16 protein-coding genes and 1 tRNA gene are annotated in these 22,393 nt (G+C 68.0%); 6 read left to right on the top strand and 11 right to left on the bottom strand.

Annotation, left to right across the window (positions count from 1 at the left end; genetic code table 11):
• The first annotated feature begins 27 nt into the window (after nucleotides 1-27).
• The 5 genes from IPM84_13495 to IPM84_13475 all read left to right on the top strand — a co-directional run bounded on the left by IPM84_13495 (nucleotide 28) and on the right by IPM84_13475 (nucleotide 3,275).
• Nucleotides 28-561 (top strand): adenylyltransferase/cytidyltransferase family protein, encoded by a 534-nt coding sequence (locus IPM84_13495; protein ID MBK9093757.1) that lies wholly within the window; start codon nucleotides 28-30, stop codon nucleotides 559-561.
• Entirely contained in the window at nucleotides 558-2,138 is a 1,581-nt protein-coding gene (gene murJ, locus IPM84_13490) for a murein biosynthesis integral membrane protein MurJ (protein MBK9093756.1), read from the top strand. The genes IPM84_13495 and murJ overlap by 4 nt, the downstream gene beginning before the upstream one ends.
• A gap of 178 nt (nucleotides 2,139-2,316) precedes the next feature.
• On the top strand, nucleotides 2,317-2,592 hold the full coding sequence (locus IPM84_13485; GenBank protein MBK9093755.1) for a hypothetical protein: 276 nt from the start codon (nucleotides 2,317-2,319) through the stop codon (nucleotides 2,590-2,592).
• 12 nt (nucleotides 2,593-2,604) lie between these two features.
• Entirely contained in the window at nucleotides 2,605-2,886 is a 282-nt protein-coding gene (locus IPM84_13480) for a DUF3307 domain-containing protein (protein MBK9093754.1), read from the top strand.
• A complete protein-coding gene (locus tag IPM84_13475; GenBank protein MBK9093753.1) occupies nucleotides 2,883-3,275 on the top strand; it encodes a hypothetical protein in 393 nt (130 codons plus the stop codon). The genes IPM84_13480 and IPM84_13475 overlap by 4 nt, the downstream gene beginning before the upstream one ends.
• A gap of 81 nt (nucleotides 3,276-3,356) precedes the next feature.
• Here the strand turns inward: IPM84_13475 and IPM84_13470 are convergent, their stop codons facing one another.
• The 4 genes from IPM84_13470 to IPM84_13455 form a co-directional block, all read right to left on the bottom strand.
• A complete protein-coding gene (locus IPM84_13470; GenBank protein ID MBK9093752.1) occupies nucleotides 3,357-4,355 on the bottom strand; it encodes an FAD-dependent oxidoreductase in 999 nt (332 codons plus the stop codon).
• Between the two features lie 19 nt (nucleotides 4,356-4,374).
• On the bottom strand, nucleotides 4,375-4,842 hold the full coding sequence (locus IPM84_13465) for an MOSC domain-containing protein (GenBank protein ID MBK9093751.1): 468 nt from the start codon (nucleotides 4,840-4,842) through the stop codon (nucleotides 4,375-4,377).
• A gap of 15 nt (nucleotides 4,843-4,857) precedes the next feature.
• Nucleotides 4,858-5,118, bottom strand: coding sequence for a ferredoxin (locus tag IPM84_13460; GenBank protein ID MBK9093750.1), 261 nt, complete (start codon nucleotides 5,116-5,118; stop codon nucleotides 4,858-4,860).
• Nucleotides 5,119-5,369: 251 nt separating this feature from the next.
• Nucleotides 5,370-6,587, bottom strand: coding sequence for a citrate synthase (locus IPM84_13455; protein MBK9093749.1), 1,218 nt, complete (start codon nucleotides 6,585-6,587; stop codon nucleotides 5,370-5,372).
• Between the two features lie 256 nt (nucleotides 6,588-6,843).
• Between IPM84_13455 and IPM84_13450 the strand changes: the two genes are divergently transcribed.
• Nucleotides 6,844-6,917, top strand: a tRNA-Val gene (locus IPM84_13450).
• 46 nt (nucleotides 6,918-6,963) lie between these two features.
• On the opposite strand, the gene IPM84_13445 is transcribed toward IPM84_13450, so the two are convergent.
• The 7 genes from IPM84_13445 to IPM84_13415 form a co-directional block, all read right to left on the bottom strand.
• A complete protein-coding gene (locus IPM84_13445; GenBank protein ID MBK9093748.1) occupies nucleotides 6,964-8,244 on the bottom strand; it encodes a glycosyltransferase family 4 protein in 1,281 nt (426 codons plus the stop codon).
• Between the two features lie 2 nt (nucleotides 8,245-8,246).
• The gene (locus IPM84_13440; GenBank protein MBK9093747.1) at nucleotides 8,247-9,812 is read right to left on the bottom strand and encodes an O-antigen ligase family protein; all 1,566 of its coding nucleotides are present in this window, start codon (nucleotides 9,810-9,812) and stop codon (nucleotides 8,247-8,249) included.
• Complete coding sequence (locus IPM84_13435) at nucleotides 9,799-11,397, bottom strand: alkaline phosphatase family protein (GenBank protein ID MBK9093746.1); 1,599 nt, start codon at nucleotides 11,395-11,397, stop codon at nucleotides 9,799-9,801. Before IPM84_13435 ends, IPM84_13440 begins: the two co-directional genes overlap by 14 nt.
• Nucleotides 11,364-11,576: an HNH endonuclease gene (locus tag IPM84_13430; GenBank protein ID MBK9093745.1), complete on the bottom strand. Its 213-nt coding sequence runs from the start codon at nucleotides 11,574-11,576 to the stop codon at nucleotides 11,364-11,366. The genes IPM84_13435 and IPM84_13430 overlap by 34 nt, the downstream gene beginning before the upstream one ends.
• Nucleotides 11,577-11,664: 88 nt before the next feature.
• On the bottom strand, nucleotides 11,665-12,099 hold the full coding sequence (locus IPM84_13425) for a hypothetical protein (GenBank protein ID MBK9093744.1): 435 nt from the start codon (nucleotides 12,097-12,099) through the stop codon (nucleotides 11,665-11,667).
• Between the two features lie 210 nt (nucleotides 12,100-12,309).
• Complete coding sequence (locus tag IPM84_13420; GenBank protein ID MBK9093743.1) at nucleotides 12,310-13,356, bottom strand: hypothetical protein; 1,047 nt, start codon at nucleotides 13,354-13,356, stop codon at nucleotides 12,310-12,312.
• A 127-nt stretch (nucleotides 13,357-13,483) separates the two neighbouring features.
• Nucleotides 13,484-20,890 (bottom strand): tetratricopeptide repeat protein, encoded by a 7,407-nt coding sequence (locus IPM84_13415; protein MBK9093742.1) that lies wholly within the window; start codon nucleotides 20,888-20,890, stop codon nucleotides 13,484-13,486.
• Nucleotides 20,891-22,393: the final 1,503 nt, after the last annotated feature.

The following is a 22,393-nucleotide window of genomic DNA, read 5'->3' as shown; positions in this document are numbered from 1 at the left end:
AACAGGCCAACGTCCGTGGGTAGGGTGATGGCGCGGGCCAGCGCGCTGGCTCAATGCGACGCGTGGCGCGAGGCCGGCTGGCGCGTGGTGATGACCAACGGCCATTTCGACCTGCTGCACCTGGGGCATGTGGATTATTTGGAGCGGGCGCGTAACCTGGGCCATGCGCTGGTGGTCGGCGTCAACAGCGATGCTTCGACGCGCGCGCTCAAGGGGCCACAGCGGCCGCTGCTGCCGGCCGTGGAACGGGCGCAGATACTGGCCGCGCTGACCAGCGTGGACCTGGTGGTGATTTTCGAGGAACTGACGGCCGAGTCGCTGGTGGCCGCGCTGCGGCCGGCGGTCTACGTCAAAGGCGGCGATTGGGACCCGGCTGCCGGGACTATCGCGCCCGCGGCCGGGCAGACAGCACAACCGCGGCGTGAACCACCCGAAGCCGCCATCGTCAGCGGCTACGGCGGCCAGGTCCGCTACCTGCCCTACCTGGCTGGACATTCGACCCGTGAACTGATTGCGCTGATCGTCGCACGCTTTGCGCCAGGCGAGGCTGCTGACCTATGACAGACGCCACCCCACCTGAGGCCAGCGGTGGCGTCGCCCGTTCGGCCGGCATCCTGGCCTTCGGCAACGTCGCCAGCCGCATCCTGGGTCTGCTGCGCGAGACGATCATTTCCTACTACTTCGGCTCGGCCGGCGAACTGAGCGCCTTCCGCCTGGCCGCACGCGTGCCGACCATGATCTACGATATGCTGGTGGGTGGCCTGCTCAGCGCGGCGCTGGTACCGGTTTTCAGCGATTACGCCCGTACGGAAAGGCGTCGCGAACTGTGGGAAGTAGCCAGCGCCGTACTCACCGCGGTGGGGGCCGGCATGGCCGTGCTCTTCCTGGCGCTGATGGGCCTGGCGCCCTACGTGGCGCGCCTGATCGGCGGCGGCTTCGATGCCCATCTGATCGCGGTCATCACCAATGCGCTGCGCATCATGGCGCCGGCCGTCTTCTTCTTCGGCCTGTCCGGCGTGCTGACCGGCATTCTCTACGCGCTGAAATCATTTTCGTACGCGGCCCTGGGCGCGGCCGTTTTCAACCTGGGCGTGGTCATCTGCGCCCCGCTCTTGACGCCGTGGCTCGGCATCTACAGCCTGCCGGTGGGCATCGCGGTGGGCAGCCTGGGGCAGTTATGTTTGCTCTTGCCTGGCCTGCGCGCCGTCGGCGCGCGTCTGCACCTGGCGTGGGGCCATCCGGCCGTGCGCCAGATTCTACGTCTCTATCTGCCGGTCAGCATCAGTTTGCTCGTCGGCCAGTTCCAGGTGATGGTGGACGCCAACCTGACCTCGCGTACCGGCACACAGAGCGCGGCCTGGATGCAGTACGCCACGACGCTGGTGCAGTTCCCGCTGGGATTGGTGCCGGTGGCGGTGTCGCTGGCCGCGCTGCCCACTCTGTCGCGTCATGCGGCCGCCGGTGAGTGGCTGGCGTACCGTAGCACCCTGGGGCGCGGCCTGCGCCTGGTGCTCGTCCTGCTCATCCCGGCCATCGTGGCCCTCTTTGTCATGGCCGAGCCGATCATCCGCCTGCTGTTCGAGCATGGCAGCTTCGTTGCCGCCGACACGCTGTGGACCGCACGGGCGCTGCGTCTCTATCTGCTGGGCCTGGGCTTTGCCGGGGTTGATTTTCTCTTCAACTACGCGTTCTACGCCCGCCAGGACACGCGCACCCCGGCCATCGTTGGCGTCGTCTCGGTCGTGGTTTACCTGGTTGTGGCGCTCAGCCTGCTGCGGCCGCTGGGTTTCCTGGGCCTGGTGCTGGCCGACTCCACCAAGCACATGAGTCACGCGATCATCATGCTGATCTTGCTGCTGCGTGCCATCGGCGCCTTGCGCGGCCAGGGGATCATGAGCACCGGCTTCAAGGCGTTGCTGGCCGCGCTGGCCATGGGCCTGGCGCTGTCGGTTCTGCGCGGCTGGCTGGGCGGTCTGGCAGGCAGCGGCCTCGTCGGCAAGGTCATCGTCGTGGGAGGCGCCGCCGGCAGTGGCATCGCCATCTACGGCGCGCTGCTGTGGCTGCTCGGCGTGGAAGAAGTCAAAATCGTGTCTCGAATGGTCCTGCGACGCCTTATTCCGCCCACGAAGGGCCTGTAATCGTATCTGACCCAAAAATAGTGGGCGACCGCAAGGGTGCGCCCCTACAAATTGGTGGGCATGGTCTTGCGCCTGCCCGCGTGGGCGACCGCAAGGGTGCGCCCCTACTTTGACGCCCCACGCGGCGTCGGGTATAATCGGACTGGCAATCATCCCAACTGAAGAAAGAGAGATTCACATGGCAAAGAAACAACGTGTCGCGCAACGGGCGCCGCGCAGTGCATCGCCCATGCGCTATTCGCAAGGTATGACATCCATCACGCCGACGGGCGCATCGAATATGGCGGGCGCGGCAAGCCGAGGGTTGGCGGGACGCCGCCCCGGCTCGAAGGCGGCCGTCCAGGTAGATTACGCCAAAGAGTACGGCCACGTCGCCAGCGACCTACGCCGCGTCGGCCTGCTGGCCGCGTCGCTGTTCGCCGTCATCGTCATCCTGAGCTTCGTCATCCGTTAGTAAACCGACAAGATGTTCTGGACTCTGCTCTTAGCGCACTTGATTGCTGACTATCCCCTGCAGTCTAGTTGGATGGTGCGCGCCAAGCGCACCCTGGGGGGCCTGACGCTGCATGTCGCGATTCACATCGTCGTTATGCTGATCCTGGTTGGGCCGGCCCTGCCGCAGGTCTGGCTCCCGCTGGCCGCCATCGCCCTGGTCCACTTTGCCCTGGATGCCGGAAAAATGTCGTCATACGCTGGCGCCCGCACTGGGTCGTCAGCAGCTATCTGGCCGATCAGGCCCTACACATGATCACCCTCTGGCTAGCCAGCGCCTGGATCGCCCAGCACACCCCGGCGGCCACACCGCTCCTGAAGCCCAACCTGGCCATACTTCTCAGCGGCTACCTGTTGGCCACCCATATTTGGTTCATCAGCGAACGCATCTTCACCCATCGCGACGCCACCTACCAGCAAGAACTGAACCGCTTCGCCCTGGTGCGCATGGTCACGCGCGGCCTGCTGTTGACCCTGTTCTTGCTCGCAGGTCGCCCGGCCTCAACCTCCACCGGCTCTGCCCTGGCGCTGAGCCTGGCGCTGCCGTATGTCACGGGCACCTGTCGCCGCCGCGCCGCTCTGACCGATGTCCTGGTCGCCTTAGTCGCGGCCGGCAGCATCCTGCTCCTGAACGCCGGGCAGTAACCCGCGGCAACACCCAAAATAAAAAGTCCTCGACTTGTCGAGGACTCCAAACCGGGAGCGCCGAACTCATTCGGCAAATTTTCAGGTCAGCGCTGCGGCAACCTGCTGACCGGAGATAAACGCGCTCTCCACGGAGCCTACTTTGCTGCCCGCGGCGTCGAAGGCATCACCGGCCAGGGCCAGGCCGGGCAGGCCAGCCGGCAGCAGGAACGGCTGCGGGCAGAGCGTGCTGGCCGTGGCAAAACGCCAGCGCTTGAGCTGTGCCTCGACCAGGCGCCCCTGCGGGTCCAGAAATTCCTGCAGCCCGGCCTGGATGGCAGTCAGGGCGGCCGCATCGTCAGCCTCCCACCAGCGGCGGCTGAAAGCCGCACTGCTCTGCACCGTCAGCAGCGTTGCCTCGGGTGAAATGCCCTTCTGCTGGTTGTCGGCAATCCAAAAAGGATCGTGCTGGCTGCGCAGCAGGGCGCCAACAGGCGGCAGCAGGGCTGCGCCTTGCCACCAAAACAGGCCAACCAGGCACGGATCATACGCGATGACCGCCAGCGCGGCCTGATCGGCGGTGCTCAAGGCCACCTCACCGGCCGCCAACAGGGCCAGGCTCTGCGGCGCCGGCGCGGTCAGTAACAACTGGCTGGCGTGCGTGCTGCCCCCCGCGCTGTCCTCAACCTGCCAACCGTGGGCCAGCCGGCGCACAGCCTGCACGGTCACCGCGGTGCGCACCTCAAGCCCTTGCGCCAACTGTTGCGCCAGGTGATTCATGCCGTTAACCGCGGCGTAACGCGGGTAGAACGTGGCATCGGCGCTGGGGCGCAAACTGCCCCGGGCATAGCCGGCCGTCCAGGGGTAGATCAAGCCGGCGGCCTCCCAGCCTGCCAGCGCCGCGGCGAAGGCGGGGGTGTGGGCGGTGAGAAATTGCGCACCATGATCGGCGCGGCCGGGTCCGATGCGCCGCGTTGCCATACGTCCGCCTGCGCTGCGGGCCTTCTCCAGCACAAGCACACGCCGGCCTTGCTCACGCAGGCGCTGGCCGGCGCTCAAACCGGTCATGCCCGCGCCAATTACCAAGACATCACAATCCATGCTTCTCTCTCCTGTCAACTCAGCCCGGCAGCAACGTCACCGGGTCGGCCACCTGCAGCGTGCCTTCCTGCAGCACGCGTGCATAGAAACGACTCCAGCCGGGATGCACCCAGGCTGCAATACGTTTGACGGCGCCCTGCACGAAAAAGTCAGTCAGGTGGCGACAGGGATTGGCGGTATCGGTCAGTTCGATCAAGACCTCAGCGCCCAGGCGCAGACGCTGTCCGCTGTGCAGCGCGGCCCAATCAAGTCCGCGCACGGTGATATTCTCGCCGGCCGCGCCGGGGAAGATGGTATGGCCTTCGCGCTGCAGGGCCTCGATCAGTTCCAGGGAGTAGAGACAGAGCGCACGATCGGGGCCGCCGTGGTGTACCAGATCGCGCTGGCTATCGCCGTCAAGCCCGGCGCGCGTGATGCGAGCGGATGGCTGTGGCAGCTTGGGCACCCCGCCAGGCGACGCATTGATGTGGGTAATCGTTGCCATCATGGCTGTTGCATCCGTTTATCCCAATGTCGCCCCACCGCCCCCGGCCGCGCCGACGCCGTCCATCCAATCAGGATAGACGCGCTGGCCCTGCAGCTCGTACAGGCGGATGGCCTGCGTGGGACAGTTTTCGGCAGCGAGGATGATCCGGGCGCGGTCGGCGGCGGCCGCATCCACCACAATCGCAATGCCATCCTCATCAATTTCGAACACCCCGGGCGCGGTGCGCATACAGTCGCCCATGGCCGTACAGCAGCGGCGATCAATCTCGATGCGCAGGGAAGGAACTTTGCCGGTGGGGGAAACAATGCTGCCAGGCAAGCCAGCGGCAGGGGTTGGCGTCATCGGCGCCGCAGTGGCGGCGGTTGGTATTTTGACGGGCGGCGCCCCTGCCGTAGCAGGCTTGCCGCCGAGCAATTTGGACAAGAAACTCATGGTCTGATTGAATCCTCCGTGAGACAAATTAAAGTCCCGCTGGCGGGCCAGCAGGACTTTGAGCAGAGCGCCGGAACTGAAGCTCAGGCCGCTGCTTACGACTGGCTGGATGCCATGTGCAGGGACTGGGCGACTTCAGCCAGCTTTTCGGTTGTACGCTCAGCCATCGGGACATACGGCTGATAATCGGGGCCGATGTACTGTGCCCGAGGGCGGATCAAGCGGTTATCCGCGTATTGCTCGATCAGATGCGCGGTCCAGCCCACGATGCGGCTCATCGCGAAGATGGTCGTGAAGAGATCGAGCGGAATCCCGGCATAGTAGAGCACCGTGGCCGAATAGTAGTCCACGTTGGGCGCCAGCTTACGTTCGAGAAAGTGGGGGTGCGCGATCGCGCGCTGTTCGATGCGCAGGGCCATCTCATGCAGGTCGTGCTGGCCGACCGCGTGCCCCATCTCATCGGAGACGCGGCGCAGCACACGTGCGCGTGGGTCTTCGGTCTTGTAGACACGGTGCCCCATGCCCATAATGCGGCGATGTCCGGACATGGTGGCATCGAACCAGGCATCCACATGGGCCAGGCTGCCGATCTCGTCCAACATATCCATCACACCCTGGTTGGCGCCGCCGTGCAAAGGCCCCTTGAGCGCGCCCAGGGCGCCGGTCACGGCCGCGTACATGTCGGCTTCGGTGCCGGCAATGACCCTGGCCGTGAACGTGGACGCGTTGAGACCGTGGTCAGCCAGCAAAACCAGGTACAAATCAACGCCTTTGACCCTCACCGGGTCGGGCTTGGCGCCGGTCAGCATATAGAGGAAATTCTCGGCGTGGCCCAGGGTCGGATTGGGCGCAATGATGTCAAGCCCGTTACGTACACGATGGAAACCGGCGATGATGGAAGGAAACAGAGCCATCAGGCGCAGCGCCTTGCGCCGGTTAGCGCCCGGGGAATTGTTCTCTTCTTCGGGATCGCTCACAGAGAGGAGCGAAATCACCGTGCGCAGCATATCCATGCCAGAGGAAGTCGTAGGGAAGATCTTGAGAGCTGCCACGATATTATCAGGCAGCTTGCGCATCAAGGCCAGGTCGGCCATGAACTGCTCCAGCTGGGTCCGCGTGGGCAACTGACCATTCCACAGGAAATAGGCAACCTCCTCGTAGAACGAGTTGGCGGCCAGGTCCTCGATGGGAATGCCACGATAAGTCAGACGGCCGGCGGTTCCGTCAATGGAACTAATCGAAGTTGCCGCGGCAATAACACCTTCGAGGCCCTTGGCAACGGCTGCAACAACCGCAGCATCTTTTTCCGGCATACAGTCGCTCCTTTCATGAGTATGGGCACGGGGTGGGACAGGATGGGGATCAGGCACAATCATTATACCCGGCTGCTTGCGCGCTGTCAATTCGTTCTTTTGTGTCGTACCCTGAAAGCGTAGGTCGGGTGGCTGCAGGTGGTTGTCACGATCACGCACGCCGCGATCATGGGCTGAAGTTCGACCCTGTGGTGTGGCTGTCACCGGCGTAAAATTTGCTGTGACCGTGGAATGATGGTATACTGGCGGCCATTACGGGCGAGTAGCTCAGTCGGTCAGAGCGCACGGTTCACATCCGTGAGGTCTAGGGTTCGAGCCCCTACCCGCCCACAGAAAACCTCACAGGCAGACTGCCTGTGAGGTTTTTGATTGCCGGCTACACTTCTCCATACTTCTCCATACCGATACGTCGGCCAATCCAGCCAACCTTCCCGAGCATTCGATACACCTCCGCCGACCTGGCCGCGGCGACAGCCTGGGTGAAGCGGGCCGCGGCCAGGTGACGGCCGGCCGCGGCGTAGCGGTCGGCGGCCGCGGGGTCTCGCAGAAGGCGCAGGAGGGCGGCCGCAAGAGCCTCCGGATCACGCGCGGGCACGCGCAGGCCGTTAATGCCATCCTCGACCAGGTGTTCGGTGCCGCCAATGGTGGTGGTGACGACAGGAACGCCCGCGGCCAGGGCTTGCGCCAGGGCCACCGGCGAACTTTCGACCCACGAGGGCAGGGTGAATAGCGCGGCGCGGCCGTAAGCCGCCAGCAGCTCGGCGTGACCCAGGTAGCCGGGCAGGCTGATGTGCGCACGCAGGCCGAGGTCGTCAATGGTCTGCTGCACCTGCTGCCCGTAGGCTTGATAGATCGGCGTGACACCGCCGGCGATGACCAGGTGCGCGTCCGGGAGCTGACCGACCACGGCGCGCATGGCCTGCACCAGTTCCAACACCCCTTTGCGATGGATGACCGAGCCGACGAACAGGATGCGGTGCGACTGCGGCTGGCGATCGAGCGCGAAAAAGTCGTCGTGTACCGGATTTTCGATCAGGTGCAGCCGCGCCGGCGAGTGCGGGCGCACGAACTGCTCGACCCAGGGGCAGATGATGACCAGATCGGTGGCGCGGCGCAGGACGGCCAGTTCGGTGGCCCGCCAAATGGCCGTGCGCAGCCAGGCTTTCAGACGCCCGCCGCGCGCCTCGGCCGCAGCCTCGTGCGTGTTGATGCCATGTACCGTCACCACCGTCGGCGCGCCTGTGTCGAACGCGGCCAGCGGATAGGCCGCGGCCTGACCATGCGCATGAATGACATCCGGGGCGATCTCCTGCAAGCGCCGACGCAGCGCCCAGCGGTCCACGGTGCGCATGGAAAGGGTGTGGGGAATACGCGACGCTGAGGGCAGATAGTGGATCGTCAACGGCCCGTCGCGCACAACCGCGCCGCGGGCCGCCGTGCCCTTGAACCACTTCTCACAGGTGACGACGTGCAACTCCAGGTCGGAATGCTGCTTGAGCGCGGCCAACGTGTAATACATCACCGCCTGGATGCCGCCCACCAGGTTCGGGGGATTCTCCGGATAATCGCCAATCACCGCCACCCGTAGGGGCGATCCCTTGCGGTCGCCCCTGCCGTCGCCCGGCCGCGCAGGCGTCGGCCCTGTCTCTGGTGTCATCGTCATGCCGCTCCTTGTCCGGGCTGCATCGAGCCGGCGCAGGCCGGCTTCGCAAGGGTTGCCGCGGTTTCAACCGCCGGCACATCCACAAACGCCAGCGCGGCCAACACCCAAACGTACCACTGCACCGAGGTGTACTGCACAAAGTTGTCGGTGAGGCTGACGACGAGTCCGCCGACCACCACCGAGGCCAGCGCCAGTGCGTATGGATTGGTCGCGGCGCGGCGGGCGGCGGCGCCCAGCCAGCGCAGTTGCCAGCCGGCCCAGGCCAGCGCGCCCAGCGGCCCGGTTTCGATCAGCACCTTGAGATAATCGTTGTGCGGCGGAGCCACGTAGCGCGGGGGCAACACCTGTTCCACATAGATCGGAAAGGTGGACAGGCCGCGGCCGATGACCCGCGTCAGATCAATCAAACTCAGGCCCACCTGCCACAACTCCCAGCGCCAGGCCACAGAATCTTGTGCGTCCGCCGAAGTGAGGCGCTGGCGGACGGGCGGCAGGGCCAGCAGCAGCAGGGGCAGAACGATCGCCAACCACAGCCAGCGCGGACGGCGGAAGGCCAATAGGACGATCACCACGGCCCATAATCCCAGCCACTGCGCGCGCGCCAGGGTCATCAGCAGGCCGCTGGCGGTCAGGGCCAGCATGAAGAAGGCAAACGGCCGCGCCGGCTGGCGAATGGCGGCAGGAGCGGCAGGAGCGGGCGCGGGCGTCAACCACAGGGCGCCGGCCAGGGCAACCACCACCAGCAGGAATGAGGCCAGGATGGCGGGATGGCCGAAGGTGCCCTGGGCACGGTAGGCGTAGGCGGTGTCGGCCAGGCCGACGAAGAAATAGCCGGCGCCGGTGGTCAGTTGGTAGAACTCCAGGGCGATGGGCGCCAGGCTGGACAGAAAAATCGCCCACACCAGGGCCGGACGACGGGCAGGGTTGGCCGCCAACGGCCGCGCCAGCACGAAGAGCGCCAGCCCACTCGCCAGGCGCACCCATTCTTTCAGGGTTTCAAGCGGCGCCAGCGACACGGCCACGCCGGCCAGGGCGACCAGGAGCCAGGCGATGTACCAGCCGGCGCCGGGGATGCCCAGGATGATGTGGCCGCGGCCGGCGCGGTCGGCGATCAGCCAGCGGCGCAGGGCGTAGGCCAGTCCCAGGCCCAGGGTGAAGGAATTGAGCGCGCCGGCCAGGTTCATCTCCAGCGGCGTGCCACTGAACAGGGTGAACAGATCCATGATGCTGTCAGCGGCGGAGCGGATGATGAGTAGGGGCAGCACCAGGGCAGCCACGTCAACCGACACGGCCAGCCACACGCCAACCAGGGCTGCCAGCATGACTACGGCCAGCGGGGGAAGCACGATGCTGACCACGCCGGCCAGGACGAAGAGGAGTACGGCGACGATCCAAAAGCGCCCGCCGAATGAATTCGGGCCGCCGAATGAATTCGGGGCGAAGGGCCCCGGCACCCGCCGAATGAATTCGGGGCGAAGGGGCGTTCCGCCGCCAGGTCGGCCTGCGCCGACCGGCCGCGCGTCCACGCTCGTCTGCGGCCTGGCCGGCTCACAGGTACCCAAGCCCGCGCAGGCGTTCCTGCAGATCGGCGGTTTCAGCGTCGTTGAGCGCAGCCTGGCCGGCTGACTCAGCGGCGGGCGCGGGTGCTTGCCGGCGCACCGGGGCCGTACTTTGCAGCAGTTCGGTGAGCGCCCGGCCCTGCATGGTTTCCGGCACGGCCAGGCCCAGGCTGTGCAGCACGGTGGGCGCGATGTCAATCAACCGCGGGGTGGGGCTGAGCGGGCGCGCCGCCCCGGCCTGCGCGGCGATGCCGGCGCCCCAGGCCAGCAGCATGCCGGTCAGGGCATGATCGCCGCTGGCCCAGCCGGTGCGCGTGAAGAGGCCCGGGGTCTGCAGGTTGCCGGCAAAGGGCGGGTTGAGCCAGAAGAGCAGGTCGGGCAGCAGATCGGGTTGGGCGAGCGAGGTCTGCCCGGCCATCTGTTCGGCCAGGCGCACCACGCCGCCCACCAGCGGCTGCCCGTCGAAGCGGGCCGCGACCAGCGCCTGTTCGATCTCGGTCAGCAGGCGCTCCGCGGCCGGGCCGGGGGTCACGATGCCGTGCGGGTCGCGGCCGGCCAGGTTGAGGCGGATGCCCTGTTGAGTGTTCCACGGGCAGAAGGCCAGCGTGTGCGCCCAATCGGTGGCGCCGCCGGGCGTCATGAAGCCGGCAAAGCGCGAAACATCCTTGACCAGGCGGCGGCGCCAGTGCTGCACGAGCGGCGTGTCCAGGCGGCGCAGCAGGCCAGTCAAGCGACCGCGGCCGGCCTGGCTGCGATACCAACCGTGCTGCGCCAGCCATTCGTTGACGCGGAACTGCCAGACCGCGGCCTGAAAGCCGTGATCGGACAGGATGAAGACGGTGGTGTCAGCCCCGGCCAGGGCGATGGTGCGGGCCACGGCCTGGTCGAGCGTGCGCCAGTAGGCCTCCCAGGCCGGCTGCAACTGCGCGGCCAGCCCTGCATCCGCCGCAGGGTGCGTGGGATCGAGCATCCACCACAGCGCGTGCAGCAGGCGATCAGGCGAGATGTAGGCCACGGCCAGCACGTCGAGCGCGTGACGAGCCGTCAGGCGCTCCACCAGGCGCACGCGGGCCTGCGTCATCTGGGTCAGTTCGGCCAGCAGGGCGTCCGGGCGACCCGCGTACAGTTGCCATTCCAGGTCGAGGCGGTAATCGGGCACGGCCTGGCGGATTTCTGCGGCCAGCGCCGGCGGGTGCGTGAAGGGCGGCTGCTCCAGGCTCAACATGCCGCTGACCTGGAACGGCTGCACCGGGTCAGGCGGGTAGGTGACGGGAAAATTGATCGCGCCCACGGCCAGGCCGCCGCGGTTGAGCCAGGCCCACAGGGTGCTGCCGGGCGCGGGTTTGGCATGGCGATAGCGGCCATCGGGCTGGCGGGCCAGGAAATCGAACACGCCATGCACCGCGGGCTGCTGCCCCGTCATGAACGAGGCCCAGGCCGCGGCCGATTGCGTGGGCAGCACGGAGAGCAGCGGCGCGGGAACGCCCTCACGCCGCAGCCGCGCCAGCGTGGGCAGCAGCCCCGCGGCCAGCAGAGGCTCCAGCAAGGGCCAATTCAGGCCATCGAGGCCGATGATGAGTGTGTGCATGGGTGGTTATGCCATTCCTGGCTGTTGGGATTAAATAGAGGTGTGACGTCGCCGCTCAGTGGATCACGCGCTTCGGTTCGTGCGCCCTTGAACTCGTTGCAGCGATAGCAAGCCAGGCAGAGGTTGGTGCTGTCCGATGCCCCACCGGCCGCCAGGGGGATGATGTGGTCCATCACCATGGCGACGCCAGCCCATGCTGGGCTGCGACAGTAGCTGCAGCGATGGCCGGATCGCGCAGCGACGGCCCGGCGCAGCGCAGAGGAAAGCTTACGGCGCGTCGGCACGGGTGGGCATCATAGGGGAAATTGGCAGCGTATGGCCGCGCCACTTCAGCAAGGCGAGGGCGTAGGAGCGCCGCACGACGAACCGGTCGGTTGCGGCCCGCAGGCGCGCCAGTTCTTCGCGTTCAGCATCGGTCAACGTGTTGGCTTCATTCTTGCGCAAAAGGCGCCGATGTCGCCGCCACTGATCGGGCGGCAGTGAATCCAGCGCGATCCTCCAGAGTTGCTCGTCGCTCAAATTCGACCAGGCGGCCAGTTCGTCTTGGAACTCGGCCGGCAGATCGTCCACGGCCGGAGGCAGATTGCCGCGTATCGTTTGGGATGCGACTTCTTCCAGCGGACGTCGCAGCGCGGTTGCCATTCCCTGCAGCCGCCGGTAGGATTCCTCAGGCAGGCGAAGTGTAATCGTCTGTAATGTCATCCAAACCTCATTTCTGAACCACCCGCACCCCGAAAAAGTTAAGCCTAGTATCGCGCCGTGTGGGACGCGTGTCAAGAACCGTGCAGAGATCAGAGATTCGAGATCAGAGATCAGAGATCAGAGATCGGGTACGTGGGTGACGAGAATTCGCCGCTCTCCAATCTCCGGTCTCCGGTCTCTGGTCTCAGGGCAGAGACTCGAGATCAGAGATCAGAGATCGGGTCCGTGGAAGACGAGAATTCGCCGCTCTCCGCTCTCCGCTCTCCGCTCTCCCCTTCTCCCCTTCTCCCCTTCTCCCCTTCTCCCTTCTCCCCTTCTCCCCTTCTCCCCTTCTCCCCTTCTCCCCTTCTCCCCTTCTCCCCTCTCCGGTCTCCACTCCCCCCTCCTCCCCATCAGTTTCACGAAGTCCTGCGCGAGGGTGGGATCGGCGGGGGGGTAGAAGATCCAGATGCCGTCGAGCTCGGTTGCCAGGGGCACAAGCGCGGTCACGAACGCGTCCACGGAATCGCTGCAGCGGTCTTCGGCGCAGCCGATCATGGCCCAGACCTGAACGGCTGGGTTGATGGCCTGCGCGGCCGGTCTCGCCTGGCGCAGCAGGCTGGCGAAGGAGGCGGGGTCGTCCACCGACTTCTGCGCTTCGACAATCAGGATGTCGGCATAACGAGCCGCGTCCACGCCCGACCCCGGCTTGAGATTGCGACGGCCGCCGATGTTGCCGAGATTGTCCACAAAGCGATAGGCGGGCGCCGCCACCATCAGTTTTTTGCCGAAATGATCGGCCAACGTGCGCACGCGGCCAAGAAAGGCCGACGGATCAGGGACGTCCGCCTCCGGCAGAGCATGGGCTTCGATGCTCAGCGTGAAGAACGCGCAGCGATCCAGATCGGCCTGCGGGACCACAGCCAGCAGTTCGTCCGGCGTGTAGGCGTCCAGCCGCGGCAGGTGCAAGGCGCACTGCGCCTGCCCCGCCTGCGCCGCCAGTCCCACGTTGGCCGCCGTGACTTTGATGATGTCCTGCGCCTGCAGGAGCGGCGCCAGGCCGGCCACCGTGGCCGGATTGACGGCCAGGCCGATGGGCAAATGCTGCAAGGGCGTCAGATCAACGGCAGCCGTTGGCGTTGACTCATCCGCAGGCTGGGGCGATGGCCCGACCTGGGCGGTGGGGCGCAATTCGGCGGATGGCGGCACAGGAGTCACTCTCGGCGGCCGCGGCATGGCCCGGCACGCGCTCAGCGTCAGCACCAAAACCGCCAGCACCCAAAGCGAAATCCCCAACACCCCCAACGATAAATGGCGAACGGAGGTCTGCCGTTTTGCACTCTCAGCGTACCCTCCGGGTACGCATTGCGCTTTCTGCGTACCCTCCGGGTACGCATTGAACTTTTTACTTCCTCCCCTTTTCACTTTCTCCCCTTCTCCCCTTCTCCCCTTCTCCCCTTCTCCGCCTCTCCGCCTCTCCGCCTCTCCGCCTCTCCCCCTCTCCGCCTCTCCCCTTCTCCGCCTCTCCCCCCTCTCCCCCTCTCCGCCTCCCGGTCTCCGGGGCCTCTCCGCCCCCCCCCCCCCCCCCCCCCCCCCCCCCCCCCCCCCCCCCCCCCCCCCCCCCCCCCCCGCAGGGGGGGGGCGGGAAATTGCCGGTGATGTCCACCGCGGTCAGGCGCAGGGTGTAGACGCCCGGGGCCAGGCCCGCGGTGTTCCAGGTTGCCAACAGCCCGCGGTTGACCGGGGTCGGTGCATTGACCAGCAGATTCCAGTCGGTTGGCGCCTCGCCGGCGCCCCACTCGATCTTGTAATACTGGAAGTTCTCGATGGCGGCCGTGCCAATGATGCGAATGGAGGCGATCTGTCCGCTGACGCGCGCGCCGGCCGCGGGCGATTCGATCGTCACCAGGTTCAACCGCTGCAGCGAAGCCTCCGCCTCCAGCCGCGCGTCGCTGGCCGTTTGGGCCATCAACGCCAGGTAGTGCTGCCAGGCCGCGGTTGCGGCCTGACCGTCGCCGCGGCGTTGATAGTAACGCGCCAGGGCAAAATAGGGATCGGCGTACTCCGGGTAGCCCACCAGCAGCGCTTCGTTATGTCGAATCGCCGGCTCGATCTGATCGAGCGCCTGGTAGATGCCGGCCAGAATGGCGTGAATCCAGGCCGGCTGACCTTCCTGCGCCAACTGCGCCTCGTAGCGGGCGGCGTAATCGGGCAGGGCGCGCCAGCCCTTGAAGATGGCAACCAGGGCATTGACCGCATTCATGCGCCGCGGGTCGCGCTGCAGGGCCTGTTCGTAGAGGCTGACGGCTTCCTCCAGCTTACGCTGCTGGCGCAGGACATTGCCGGCCGCCTCCCAGGGCCAGCCTGCGCCGGGGTTGAGCTGCTGCGCCTGCTCGAACTGCGCCAGCGCGTCGTCGTAGCGCTTGTCCTGGCGATAGAGGTTGCCCAGGGCGATGTAACCTGCGACGTTGCCCGGTTCGGCCTGAATCGCTGCCTGGAACGCGGACATGGCCGCGGCCGGGTCGTTTTCAGCCAGGTAGGTGTTGCCGCTCAACACCAGGGGTACGGCCGCGCTGCGATTGAGCGCGGCGGCGCGTGCGTAGACCGCGCGTGCGCCGGTGTAGTCGCCGCCCTGCGCCAACGCCTGCCCCAGTTGGATGGCCCCCACCAGGTTGAGCGGATCCGCCTTCACCGCGGCCTGGAACAAGGTCAACGCCTCGGCCGGCCGGCCCTGCAACTGCGCCAGGACGCCCAGGCGAGCCAGGGGTGTGGCCTGCCCGGCGTCCAGGGCCAACGCTTGCTCGAAGCGCGCCTGTGCGCCGGCCGCGTCGCCGGCCGCCCAACGCACATCTCCCCAGGCGATGTAAAGGCTGGCATTGCCCGGTCGCAACGCGGCCGCGCGGCGCAGGGTGGCCTCGGCCGCGGCCAATTGGCCGTCGGCCTGCTGGGCGCCGGCCAGGCCCACGAGCGCGGCCTGGTTCCCCGGCTGTAGATCGAGGCCGGCCTGGTACGCCGCGAGGGCTTCCGCCAGGCGGCCGCGGCGGCGGTAGGCATCGCCCAACGCGACGCGTGCCGCGGAGGAGGTGGGCTGTCGGGCGACGGCGTCCAGATGGGCGGCCAGCCCCTCATCGCCGCGCCCCAGGGCGAGCAGGGTCTGATCCCGCCCGGTCAGCGCCGGGGCGTAGATGTCGCGATTTTCGGCCAGGACACCGGCAATGGCCTGGCCGTAGAGCGAGAGCGCCTGTTCCATCTCGCCGCGCCCGCGCTGCACGTTGGCCTGCGCGGTCAAGCCAGCGGCGGCGGCGGATGGCAGGCGGGCCGCGGCCTGATAGGACGCGAGCGCGGCCGGCGCATTGCCCTGCGCTTCGAACCATTGCCCCAGGGCCAGCAGGCCGCTGGCGTTGCCGGCATCGGCGGCGATGGCGGCTTCATAGGCCGCCTTGGCGCGGCGGGCCGCGGCGGCTTGATCCTGACGCCGCAGCAGGTTGCCCTGGCTGACCAGCAGCGCCGGCGTGTTCGGCGCCAAGCGCAGGCCCTGCTGCAAGGTGGACGACGCGGCCGCGGGTTGGCCCTGCGCCAGTTGCAGGCTGCTCAGGCTGACGTAGTTCCCGCTGTAAAGCGGATCGGCGCCGATACCGGTGCGGTAGAGGCGCGCCGCCTCGTCCAATTTGCCCTGGTTGCGCATCAGATCGCCCAACGTGGCCCAGGCCCAACCAGAGGCTGGGCCGCGTGCGGCGGCCGCGCGACCGGAGCGCAGCGCCGCGTCGGCCTGTCCGGCCATCTCTGCGGTGCGCGCCTGGGCAATGAGCGGCGCGGGGTCGCTGGCATCGAGCGCGGCGGCTGTCTGCAGCAGCGCCTGGGCCTCGTCGAAGCGGCCCTGCTCAGCCAGGAGCGCGGCCAGGGCCGTGTACGCGCCGAGGTAGGTCGGTTCCACCGTGATGGCGGCGCGATAGACGGCCTGGGCCTGGGGGATGTCACCCTGGCTGCGGTAGGCGTTGCCCAGGCTGGTGCGTACCCAGCCGGAGGCCGGCGCGGCGAGGGCGGCCGCGGCCAGGTGCGCCTGGGCGGCGGCCGTTTGCCCCTGGCGTTCGGCTACCTGCGCGAGGGCAATGTAGGCGGCGGGGCCGGTGGGGTTGAGGGCCAGGCTGCGCGTGAAGGCGGCCGCGGCTGCGGGTAAATCGCCCTGGGTCAGCTCGAATTGACCGGCGGCCAGGGGCGCGGCGCTGTCAGCAGGGTCAGCGGCCGCGGCGCGGGCGAAGGCGGCGCGGATGGCAGGGGCCGAGGTTTCCAGTTGGGCAAGCGCCAGCCAGGGCGCGGCCGACAGCGGCGCGATGGCGGTCGCCTGCGTGAGCGTCTGCCGGGCCTCTTCCGCCTGACCCTGCTGCCGGTAGAGGGAGGCCAGCGCCAGCGCCGCGCTGACGTTGCCCGGTTGCCGGCCGCGGATGTCCCCCAGCACAGCCGCGGCCGCGGCCGGTTGGGCCAACGTTTGGTAGAGATCGGCCAACGCGACGGCGACGATCACATCGCCGGGCCGGTGGTTCAACGCCGCGGCTAGGCGGGTCAACGCGGCGGTTGGCTGCCCGGCGCGTGACTCGGCCTGGGCCAGGGCAACAATGGCCGGCGCGTAACCAGGCGCGAGGGTCAACGCCTGGGTAATGAGGGCAATGTAGGCGGCGGGGCGATTTTCGGCGGGTACGCCGGTGGACTGCGTGATGTCGGCCAGGGCAATCAGCACATCCACCGCGCCCGGCGTGGTTTGCAGGGTCTGGGTGAGGACGGTGACGGCCAGGTCGGGCCGATTTTGCTGGCGCCAGGCTGCGGCGCGCGCCAGGGCGATGGCGGTGTTCGCGGGTTCGCGGGCCGCCGCCTGCTCGAGCGCGGTCAGCACCTGCGGCCAGGCGCCCTGACGTTGGTAGAGCGCGGCCAGCCCCAGGTAGGGCGCGGCGCGCGCACGGTCGAGCGTTGCGGCATGAGCGTAGACCGCGGCCGGTTCGGCCGGGACATCGGCCAACGGGGGCAAGCGGCCCGCGGCCAGGCCCTGCGCGTAGGCCAGCCAGGGCGCAGGGTCGGTGGGATCGGCCTGCATGGCCTGGCTCAACGCCTGGGCGGCCAATGTGCGCTCGCCCGCGGCCAGCCACGCCTGCGCCAGCCCCATCCAGCCGTCAGCGCGGCTCTGATCCAGCGTCAGCGCCTGCGAAAAGGCGGCGCGGGCGTTGATGGTGTCAGCGCCGCCCAGGTACCATTGCCCGACGGCCAGTTGCAGGCCCAGGTCGTTGGGGGTCTGCGCCTGCCCCTGCTGCAGCGTTTGCCAGGCGTGCGCTCTCTCCCCCTGCGCCAGATACCAGTTTGCCAGGGCGATGTAGGCGTCCGCATTCTGTGGCGCCCGCGCTATTGCCAGCGTGTAGGCGGAGGTTGGAGACCGGAGACCGGAGACCGGAGATTGGAGATCATCCGCCTTCCACAAATGGTCTTGCAGGAAGTTGCCGAGGGCGATGAGGGAGACGGCGGCGGCAGGGTTGTTGGCGATGGTTTCTTGCAGGAGGGTCAACGTTTCGGTGATGCGGCCCTGACGGGTCAGGAGGTCGGCCAGGGTCACGGCGACCGCGGCGTTGGTGGCATCGAAGGCGAGCGCGCCGCGTAACACCGTTTCGGCGTCGGCGCTCTGCCCTTGCCGCTGCAGGGCCTGGCCGAGCACGAGCGCGGCGCCGCCGAATGCAGGGTTGACCTGGAGGGCCTGGCGCAGATGGGCTTCGGCCGCGCTCGTTTCACCCTCGCTCAACTCGCGGCCGGCCAGGGCGGTCAGCGGCCAACCGAGGCTGGGGTTGCGGCGGACAGCCTCTTGCAACCGCGCCTGGGCGGCCTGTGGATCGCGCCGGCCTTCCAGGTTGGCAAGCGCAATCAGAAGGCCAGGGTTGGCGGGGTCGAGCTGCACCGCGGTCTGCAAGCGAGCGATGGCCTGCGGCAGATGGCCGGCCCGGCGATCCAGCTCGGCCAGCGCCAGCCTGGCGGCCGAACTGGCCGGGTTGAGGGCCAGGGCCTGTTCGAGCAGGGCGCGGGGGGAGGAGATATCTGAGACCGGAGACCGGAGATTGGAGAGCGGCGAATTCTCGTCACCCACGTACCCGATCTCTGATCTCTGATCTCCAATCTCTACCCTCAGCCCAGCCAATGCGACGAGCAGGTCGGGGGAGCCGGGCAGGCGCTGGTGCGCGTCGAGCAGCAGGGTGAGGGCCGGGGTGATCTGGCCCTGGGCCTGGAGAGCTTCGGCCTGGGCGATGATGACGGTCGGATTCTGGGGTTCGAGGTCGGCGGCCTGGGCGAAGGCGGCCTGTGCGCCTTCGGGGTCGGCGCTGCGTTGGCGCCAGGCGGCCAGGGCCAGCCAGGGCGCGGCCTGCGAGGCGTCGCGCTGGCTGGCCTGCTGGTAGGCGGCGGCCGGGTCAAGAACGACATTGCCGATGGGGAGAGATGCCGTCAGGGGAACTGTGCTGGCAGGCCGATTTTCGGTGCGAACGTCGGCCGGGAGCGCTTCGAGCAGGTTGCCAGCCAGGAGCCAGACGGCGCTGCTGGTGGGGATGGCCTGGGAGGCTTCGGTCAGCACGGCCAGGGCCTGGCTGCGGTTGCCGGCGGCCAGCCAGGCTTGGGCCAGGCCCAGGGGTGCGCTTTCCAGGGTGTGATCGAGCTGCTGCGCCTGGATGAAGGCGTCCTGCGCTTCGTCATAGCGGCCGCCGTGTAGAAACCACTGCCCCAGCGCGCTCTGCACGGCGGCGTCGGCCGGCGCAATCTGCGCCGCGGCCTGTAAAACGGCCCATGCGGCCTCACGCTCGCCGCGGGCCAAATAAGCGGCAGCCAGGGCGGTGTAGCCGGCGCTGTAGAACGGCTCGACGACCAGCGCCTGCTTGAACGCGGCTTCGGCCTCAGACCACGCGCCCTGGCTGCGCAATGCGCCCGCCAGCGCGACGCGTGCCCAGGCCGAGGCCGGGTTGAGCGCCACGGCGCGTTCCTCGTCACCCACGTACCCGATCTCTGATCTCTGATCTCGAATCTCTGTCCTGATCCCGGAGACCGACGCCAGGCCGATGTACGCGGGGATGAAGGTTCGATCGGACGCGAGCGCGGCGGCGAACTGTTCGGCCGCGGTGGGCCGGGGATCGCGCTGGCGGGCGGCCAGGTTGCCCAGGGCTACGTAAAGCTCCGGGCCAGGTGCGGCCTGCAAGCCCTGCGCCAGAACCGCGGCCGCCTCTGCGGGCTGTCCGCTGACGATCAGAGCGTCGGCCAACGCCAGGTAGCCGTCCTGAAAGCCGCCGGCCACACCGATGGCCTGGCGATAGGCGGCCAGGGCGCCTGGCAGGTCGCCTTGACCACGGCGCACGTTGCCGAGCAGAACCCAACCCCCACCGGAGAGGGGCGCGGCGTTGACCGCGGCCTGGGCTACGGCCAGGGCCTGTGTCCGATCACCGCGCTGGGTGAAGAGCAAGGCCAGGTTGGTCGCCGCGCCGGACGCAGTCGGATCGAGGGCCAGGGCAGCCTGGTAGGTGGCTTGCGCGGCCTGGAAATCGCCGCGACTGCGCTCCAGGTCGCCGCGCGCGCTGAGCAGGGCTGCGGAGGCGGGATTGGCCTGCAGACCAGCGGCCAGCAGGGCGATGGCGGCGTCCGCGTCGCCCTGGGAGGCAAGAAGCTGCGCCAGGGCGATGAAGGCGCCGACATAGGTTCGATCTGCGGCGATGGCGCGGCGGTAATGAGTCTGTGCGGCGCTGGTGTCGCCGGCGCGGGCATGGGCCGAGGCCAGGGCGGAAAGCGCCCAGGCGGAATAAGGCGCAGCGCGTACGGCCGACTGGTATTCGGCCAGGGCGCGGGCCGGCTCTCCTTGCCGGATGAAGACGCGTGCCAGGTTGACATGCGCGCCGACGTTGCGGCTGTTGATCTCGATGGCCCGCCTGTAGGAAACCACGGCCTGCGCAAGCTGGCCGGCTGCCTGCTGCATGTCACCCAGGGTCTGGAAAGCCTCATCCGCGCCGGGCGCGGCGACCGCGCTGGCGTCTACGCCCTGCTGCGCGGTGGTGAGCGCGTCGGCCAGGCGACCTTGATTCTGAAGGAAACGGGCCAGGGCAGCAAAGCCATCCGGCGCGTGCGGAGCCGCGACTACGGCCCGGCGATACCAATTTTCGGCTTCCTGCGTCGAGGCCAGGCTGACGGTGAGCGTCGAGGTGAGCGAAATGGCAGGCGCTGGATAGGCCGCGCCAGACGTCGGCGCGGCATCGGCGCCCTGCAAGGCCAGGTTGCCCAGGGCGATGTAGGCGCGGGCATCTTGCGGCGCGAGACGGATCACCTCCTGGAAATGCGCCCTGGCCTGCTCGGGTTGACCTTGCGTTTGGGCGAGTTGACCCCAGGCCAGCAGGGTGTCCACCGGGCTGACGAGGCGCGCCTGCTGGACGTTGACCGCGCGGCGGTACCAGGTCTCCGCCTCGGCGTAGCGACCCTGGCGATGGTAGACCACAGCCAGGCCGCTGTAGCCGTCTGGCTCGGTGGGGTCAATCGCCAGCGCACGCCGAAAGATGGCTTCGGCCTCAGTCAGGCGGCCGCGATCGCGCAGCAGGTTGCCCAACGGGGTCAGAAGATCGAGATCGTCCGGCGAGAGGCGCAGCGCGCTCTCATACGCCTGCACGGCCGGCTCGGTCAGGCCTTTGCTGCCCAGCAGCGGCGCCAATTGGTTGAAATAGGTGAGGGTGCCTGGCGGGACCGCGGCCCCGATCGCGCTGGCATAGGCCGCGGCGGCTGCGTCCGGCCGGTCGAGCAGCAGCGCCAGATCGCCCATCTCCTGAAACCACTCGCCGTGCGTGCTGTCGGCGGCGACCGCGCGGGTGTAGAGGGCCAGGGCATCCTCCGGTTTGGCCTGGGCCGCGGCGATGCGGGCCAGGTTGGCGAGGATGATCGGAGATTGGAGACCGGAGACCGGAGAAGGGGAGAAGGGGAGAAGGGGAGAAGGGGAGAGCGGGGAGAAGGGGAGACCGGAGAGCGGAGAAGGGGAGAAGGGGAGAAGGGGAGACCGGAGAGCGGAGAATTCTCGTCTTCCGAGTACCCGGTCTCTGATCTCTGATCTCGAATCTCTGTCCCCAGACCGGCGGCCTGAACGAGGGCGTCGCGCGCCGCGTCGAGGTCGGAGAGGGCGAACAGGGCTTGGCCGAGTCCGTACCAGGCGATGGCGGAGTTTTCTGCGGCCAGGGCGCGGTGGAAAGTGGCGGCGGCTTCGGGCCAGCGCTGCTCAGCGAGCAGGGTGTTGCCGGTGATGACGAGCGACGGCGCGGTGGGGGAGATGACGCGGTAAAGCTCGAAACCGTCGCCGGCAAAGAGGCGCGTGACCTGCAAGTCCGGGGCGGCGGGACTGCTGGCGGCCAGGGTGCGCAGTTGCCAGGCCAGTGTACGCCCGTCACGCAGCAGGATGAGGTCGGTATGATAGCGGGCCAGCGTGTCGAGCAGCGGCCCGTCCACGAAGCGGGCGCGGGTGAAGGCGTCCACATCCTGGGCGCGCTGAATGGCTTCGGCCTGACGTGCGGCCGGGAATTCTTCGCTCGTGGTGGTGTAACGGTGGGCGACGACGTAGCGGCGACTGACCGCAGCCGGGATGACCTGGTTGGTCGCATAGTCGCTGAGGATGACGGTATCATTGGGCAATTGCCGCAGCGCGGTCACGACCGAGGCCGGCAGGTTACGCGGCACGTCGAGCGTCGCCGCAAAGGTCTGCATGCGTCCCTGGATGGCCGGCAGGCTGAGGAGGGTCAGGAGGATGAGGAGGGCGGAGGGAAGGAGACGGGAGATTGGGGACCGGAGACGGGAGACCGGAGATTGGAGGCCAAAGAACAGCGCGCTGCCCAGGATGAGGGCGATGGGCAAGGGCCAGGTGAAGCGGTAGAGCATCCAGGGCGTCACCACGCGGCCGACGAGGGGCGCCAGCCAGGGGGTGAAGGCGATCAGCAGAAAGGGGACGGTGGTGGCCAGGATGAAGCGCGCCAGGGGGCTGCGGCGCACGCGCAGGAGAGCCAGCGGCGCGAGGAGCAGCGCCAGGAGGGTGCCGGCGTCCCAGAGCAGGTCGGGGTGGCTCATGTAGCTTTGCGGGCTGAAGATCAGGAGGCCCTGGCCGTTGATCTGGCTCCACAGACGGTAGAGCAAGAAGGGGTTGGGCGCGCCCGGCGGCGGGGTGACGATGGACGGCTGCGGGCCAGGCATCTGCAGGGCATCCTGCCAGACGAACGGCAGGACGAGTTCGGGCGCCTGTTGCAGCGGCAGGTTGGCAAACGACGCAGGGAAGAGATAGGCGGAA

The sequence above is a fragment of the Candidatus Amarolinea dominans genome (genome assembly GCA_016719785.1).
Lineage (GTDB): Bacteria > Chloroflexota > Anaerolineae > SSC4 > Amarolineaceae > Amarolinea > Amarolinea dominans.
Note: the sequence above shows the minus strand (reverse complement) of the source record. Positions and strands in the feature narration are given on the sequence as shown.

What these genes read in the sequence shown, in the direction of transcription:
- IPM84_13470 (MBK9093752.1), bottom strand. Translation starts at nt 4,355, where the DNA reads ATGGATTGTGATGTCTTGGTAATTGGCGCGGGCATGACCGGTTTGAGC.
- IPM84_13430 (MBK9093745.1), bottom strand. Translation starts at nt 11,576, where the DNA reads ATGGTGATGGACCACATCATCCCCCTGGCGGCCGGTGGGGCATCGGAC.
- IPM84_13425 (MBK9093744.1), bottom strand. Translation starts at nt 12,099, where the DNA reads ATGACATTACAGACGATTACACTTCGCCTGCCTGAGGAATCCTACCGG.
- IPM84_13415 (MBK9093742.1), bottom strand. Translation starts at nt 20,890, where the DNA reads ATGGGCGATCTGGCGCTGCTGCTCGACCGGCCGGACGCAGCCGCCGCG.
- murJ (MBK9093756.1), top strand. Translation starts at nt 558, where the DNA reads ATGACAGACGCCACCCCACCTGAGGCCAGCGGTGGCGTCGCCCGTTCG.
- IPM84_13465 (MBK9093751.1), bottom strand. Translation starts at nt 4,842, where the DNA reads ATGATGGCAACGATTACCCACATCAATGCGTCGCCTGGCGGGGTGCCC.
- IPM84_13475 (MBK9093753.1), top strand. Translation starts at nt 2,883, where the DNA reads ATGATCACCCTCTGGCTAGCCAGCGCCTGGATCGCCCAGCACACCCCG.
- IPM84_13495 (MBK9093757.1), top strand. Translation starts at nt 28, where the DNA reads ATGGCGCGGGCCAGCGCGCTGGCTCAATGCGACGCGTGGCGCGAGGCC.
- IPM84_13480 (MBK9093754.1), top strand. Translation starts at nt 2,605, where the DNA reads ATGTTCTGGACTCTGCTCTTAGCGCACTTGATTGCTGACTATCCCCTG.
- IPM84_13455 (MBK9093749.1), bottom strand. Translation starts at nt 6,587, where the DNA reads ATGCCGGAAAAAGATGCTGCGGTTGTTGCAGCCGTTGCCAAGGGCCTC.
- IPM84_13435 (MBK9093746.1), bottom strand. Translation starts at nt 11,397, where the DNA reads ATGCACACACTCATCATCGGCCTCGATGGCCTGAATTGGCCCTTGCTG.
- IPM84_13445 (MBK9093748.1), bottom strand. Translation starts at nt 8,244, where the DNA reads ATGACACCAGAGACAGGGCCGACGCCTGCGCGGCCGGGCGACGGCAGG.
- IPM84_13485 (MBK9093755.1), top strand. Translation starts at nt 2,317, where the DNA reads ATGGCAAAGAAACAACGTGTCGCGCAACGGGCGCCGCGCAGTGCATCG.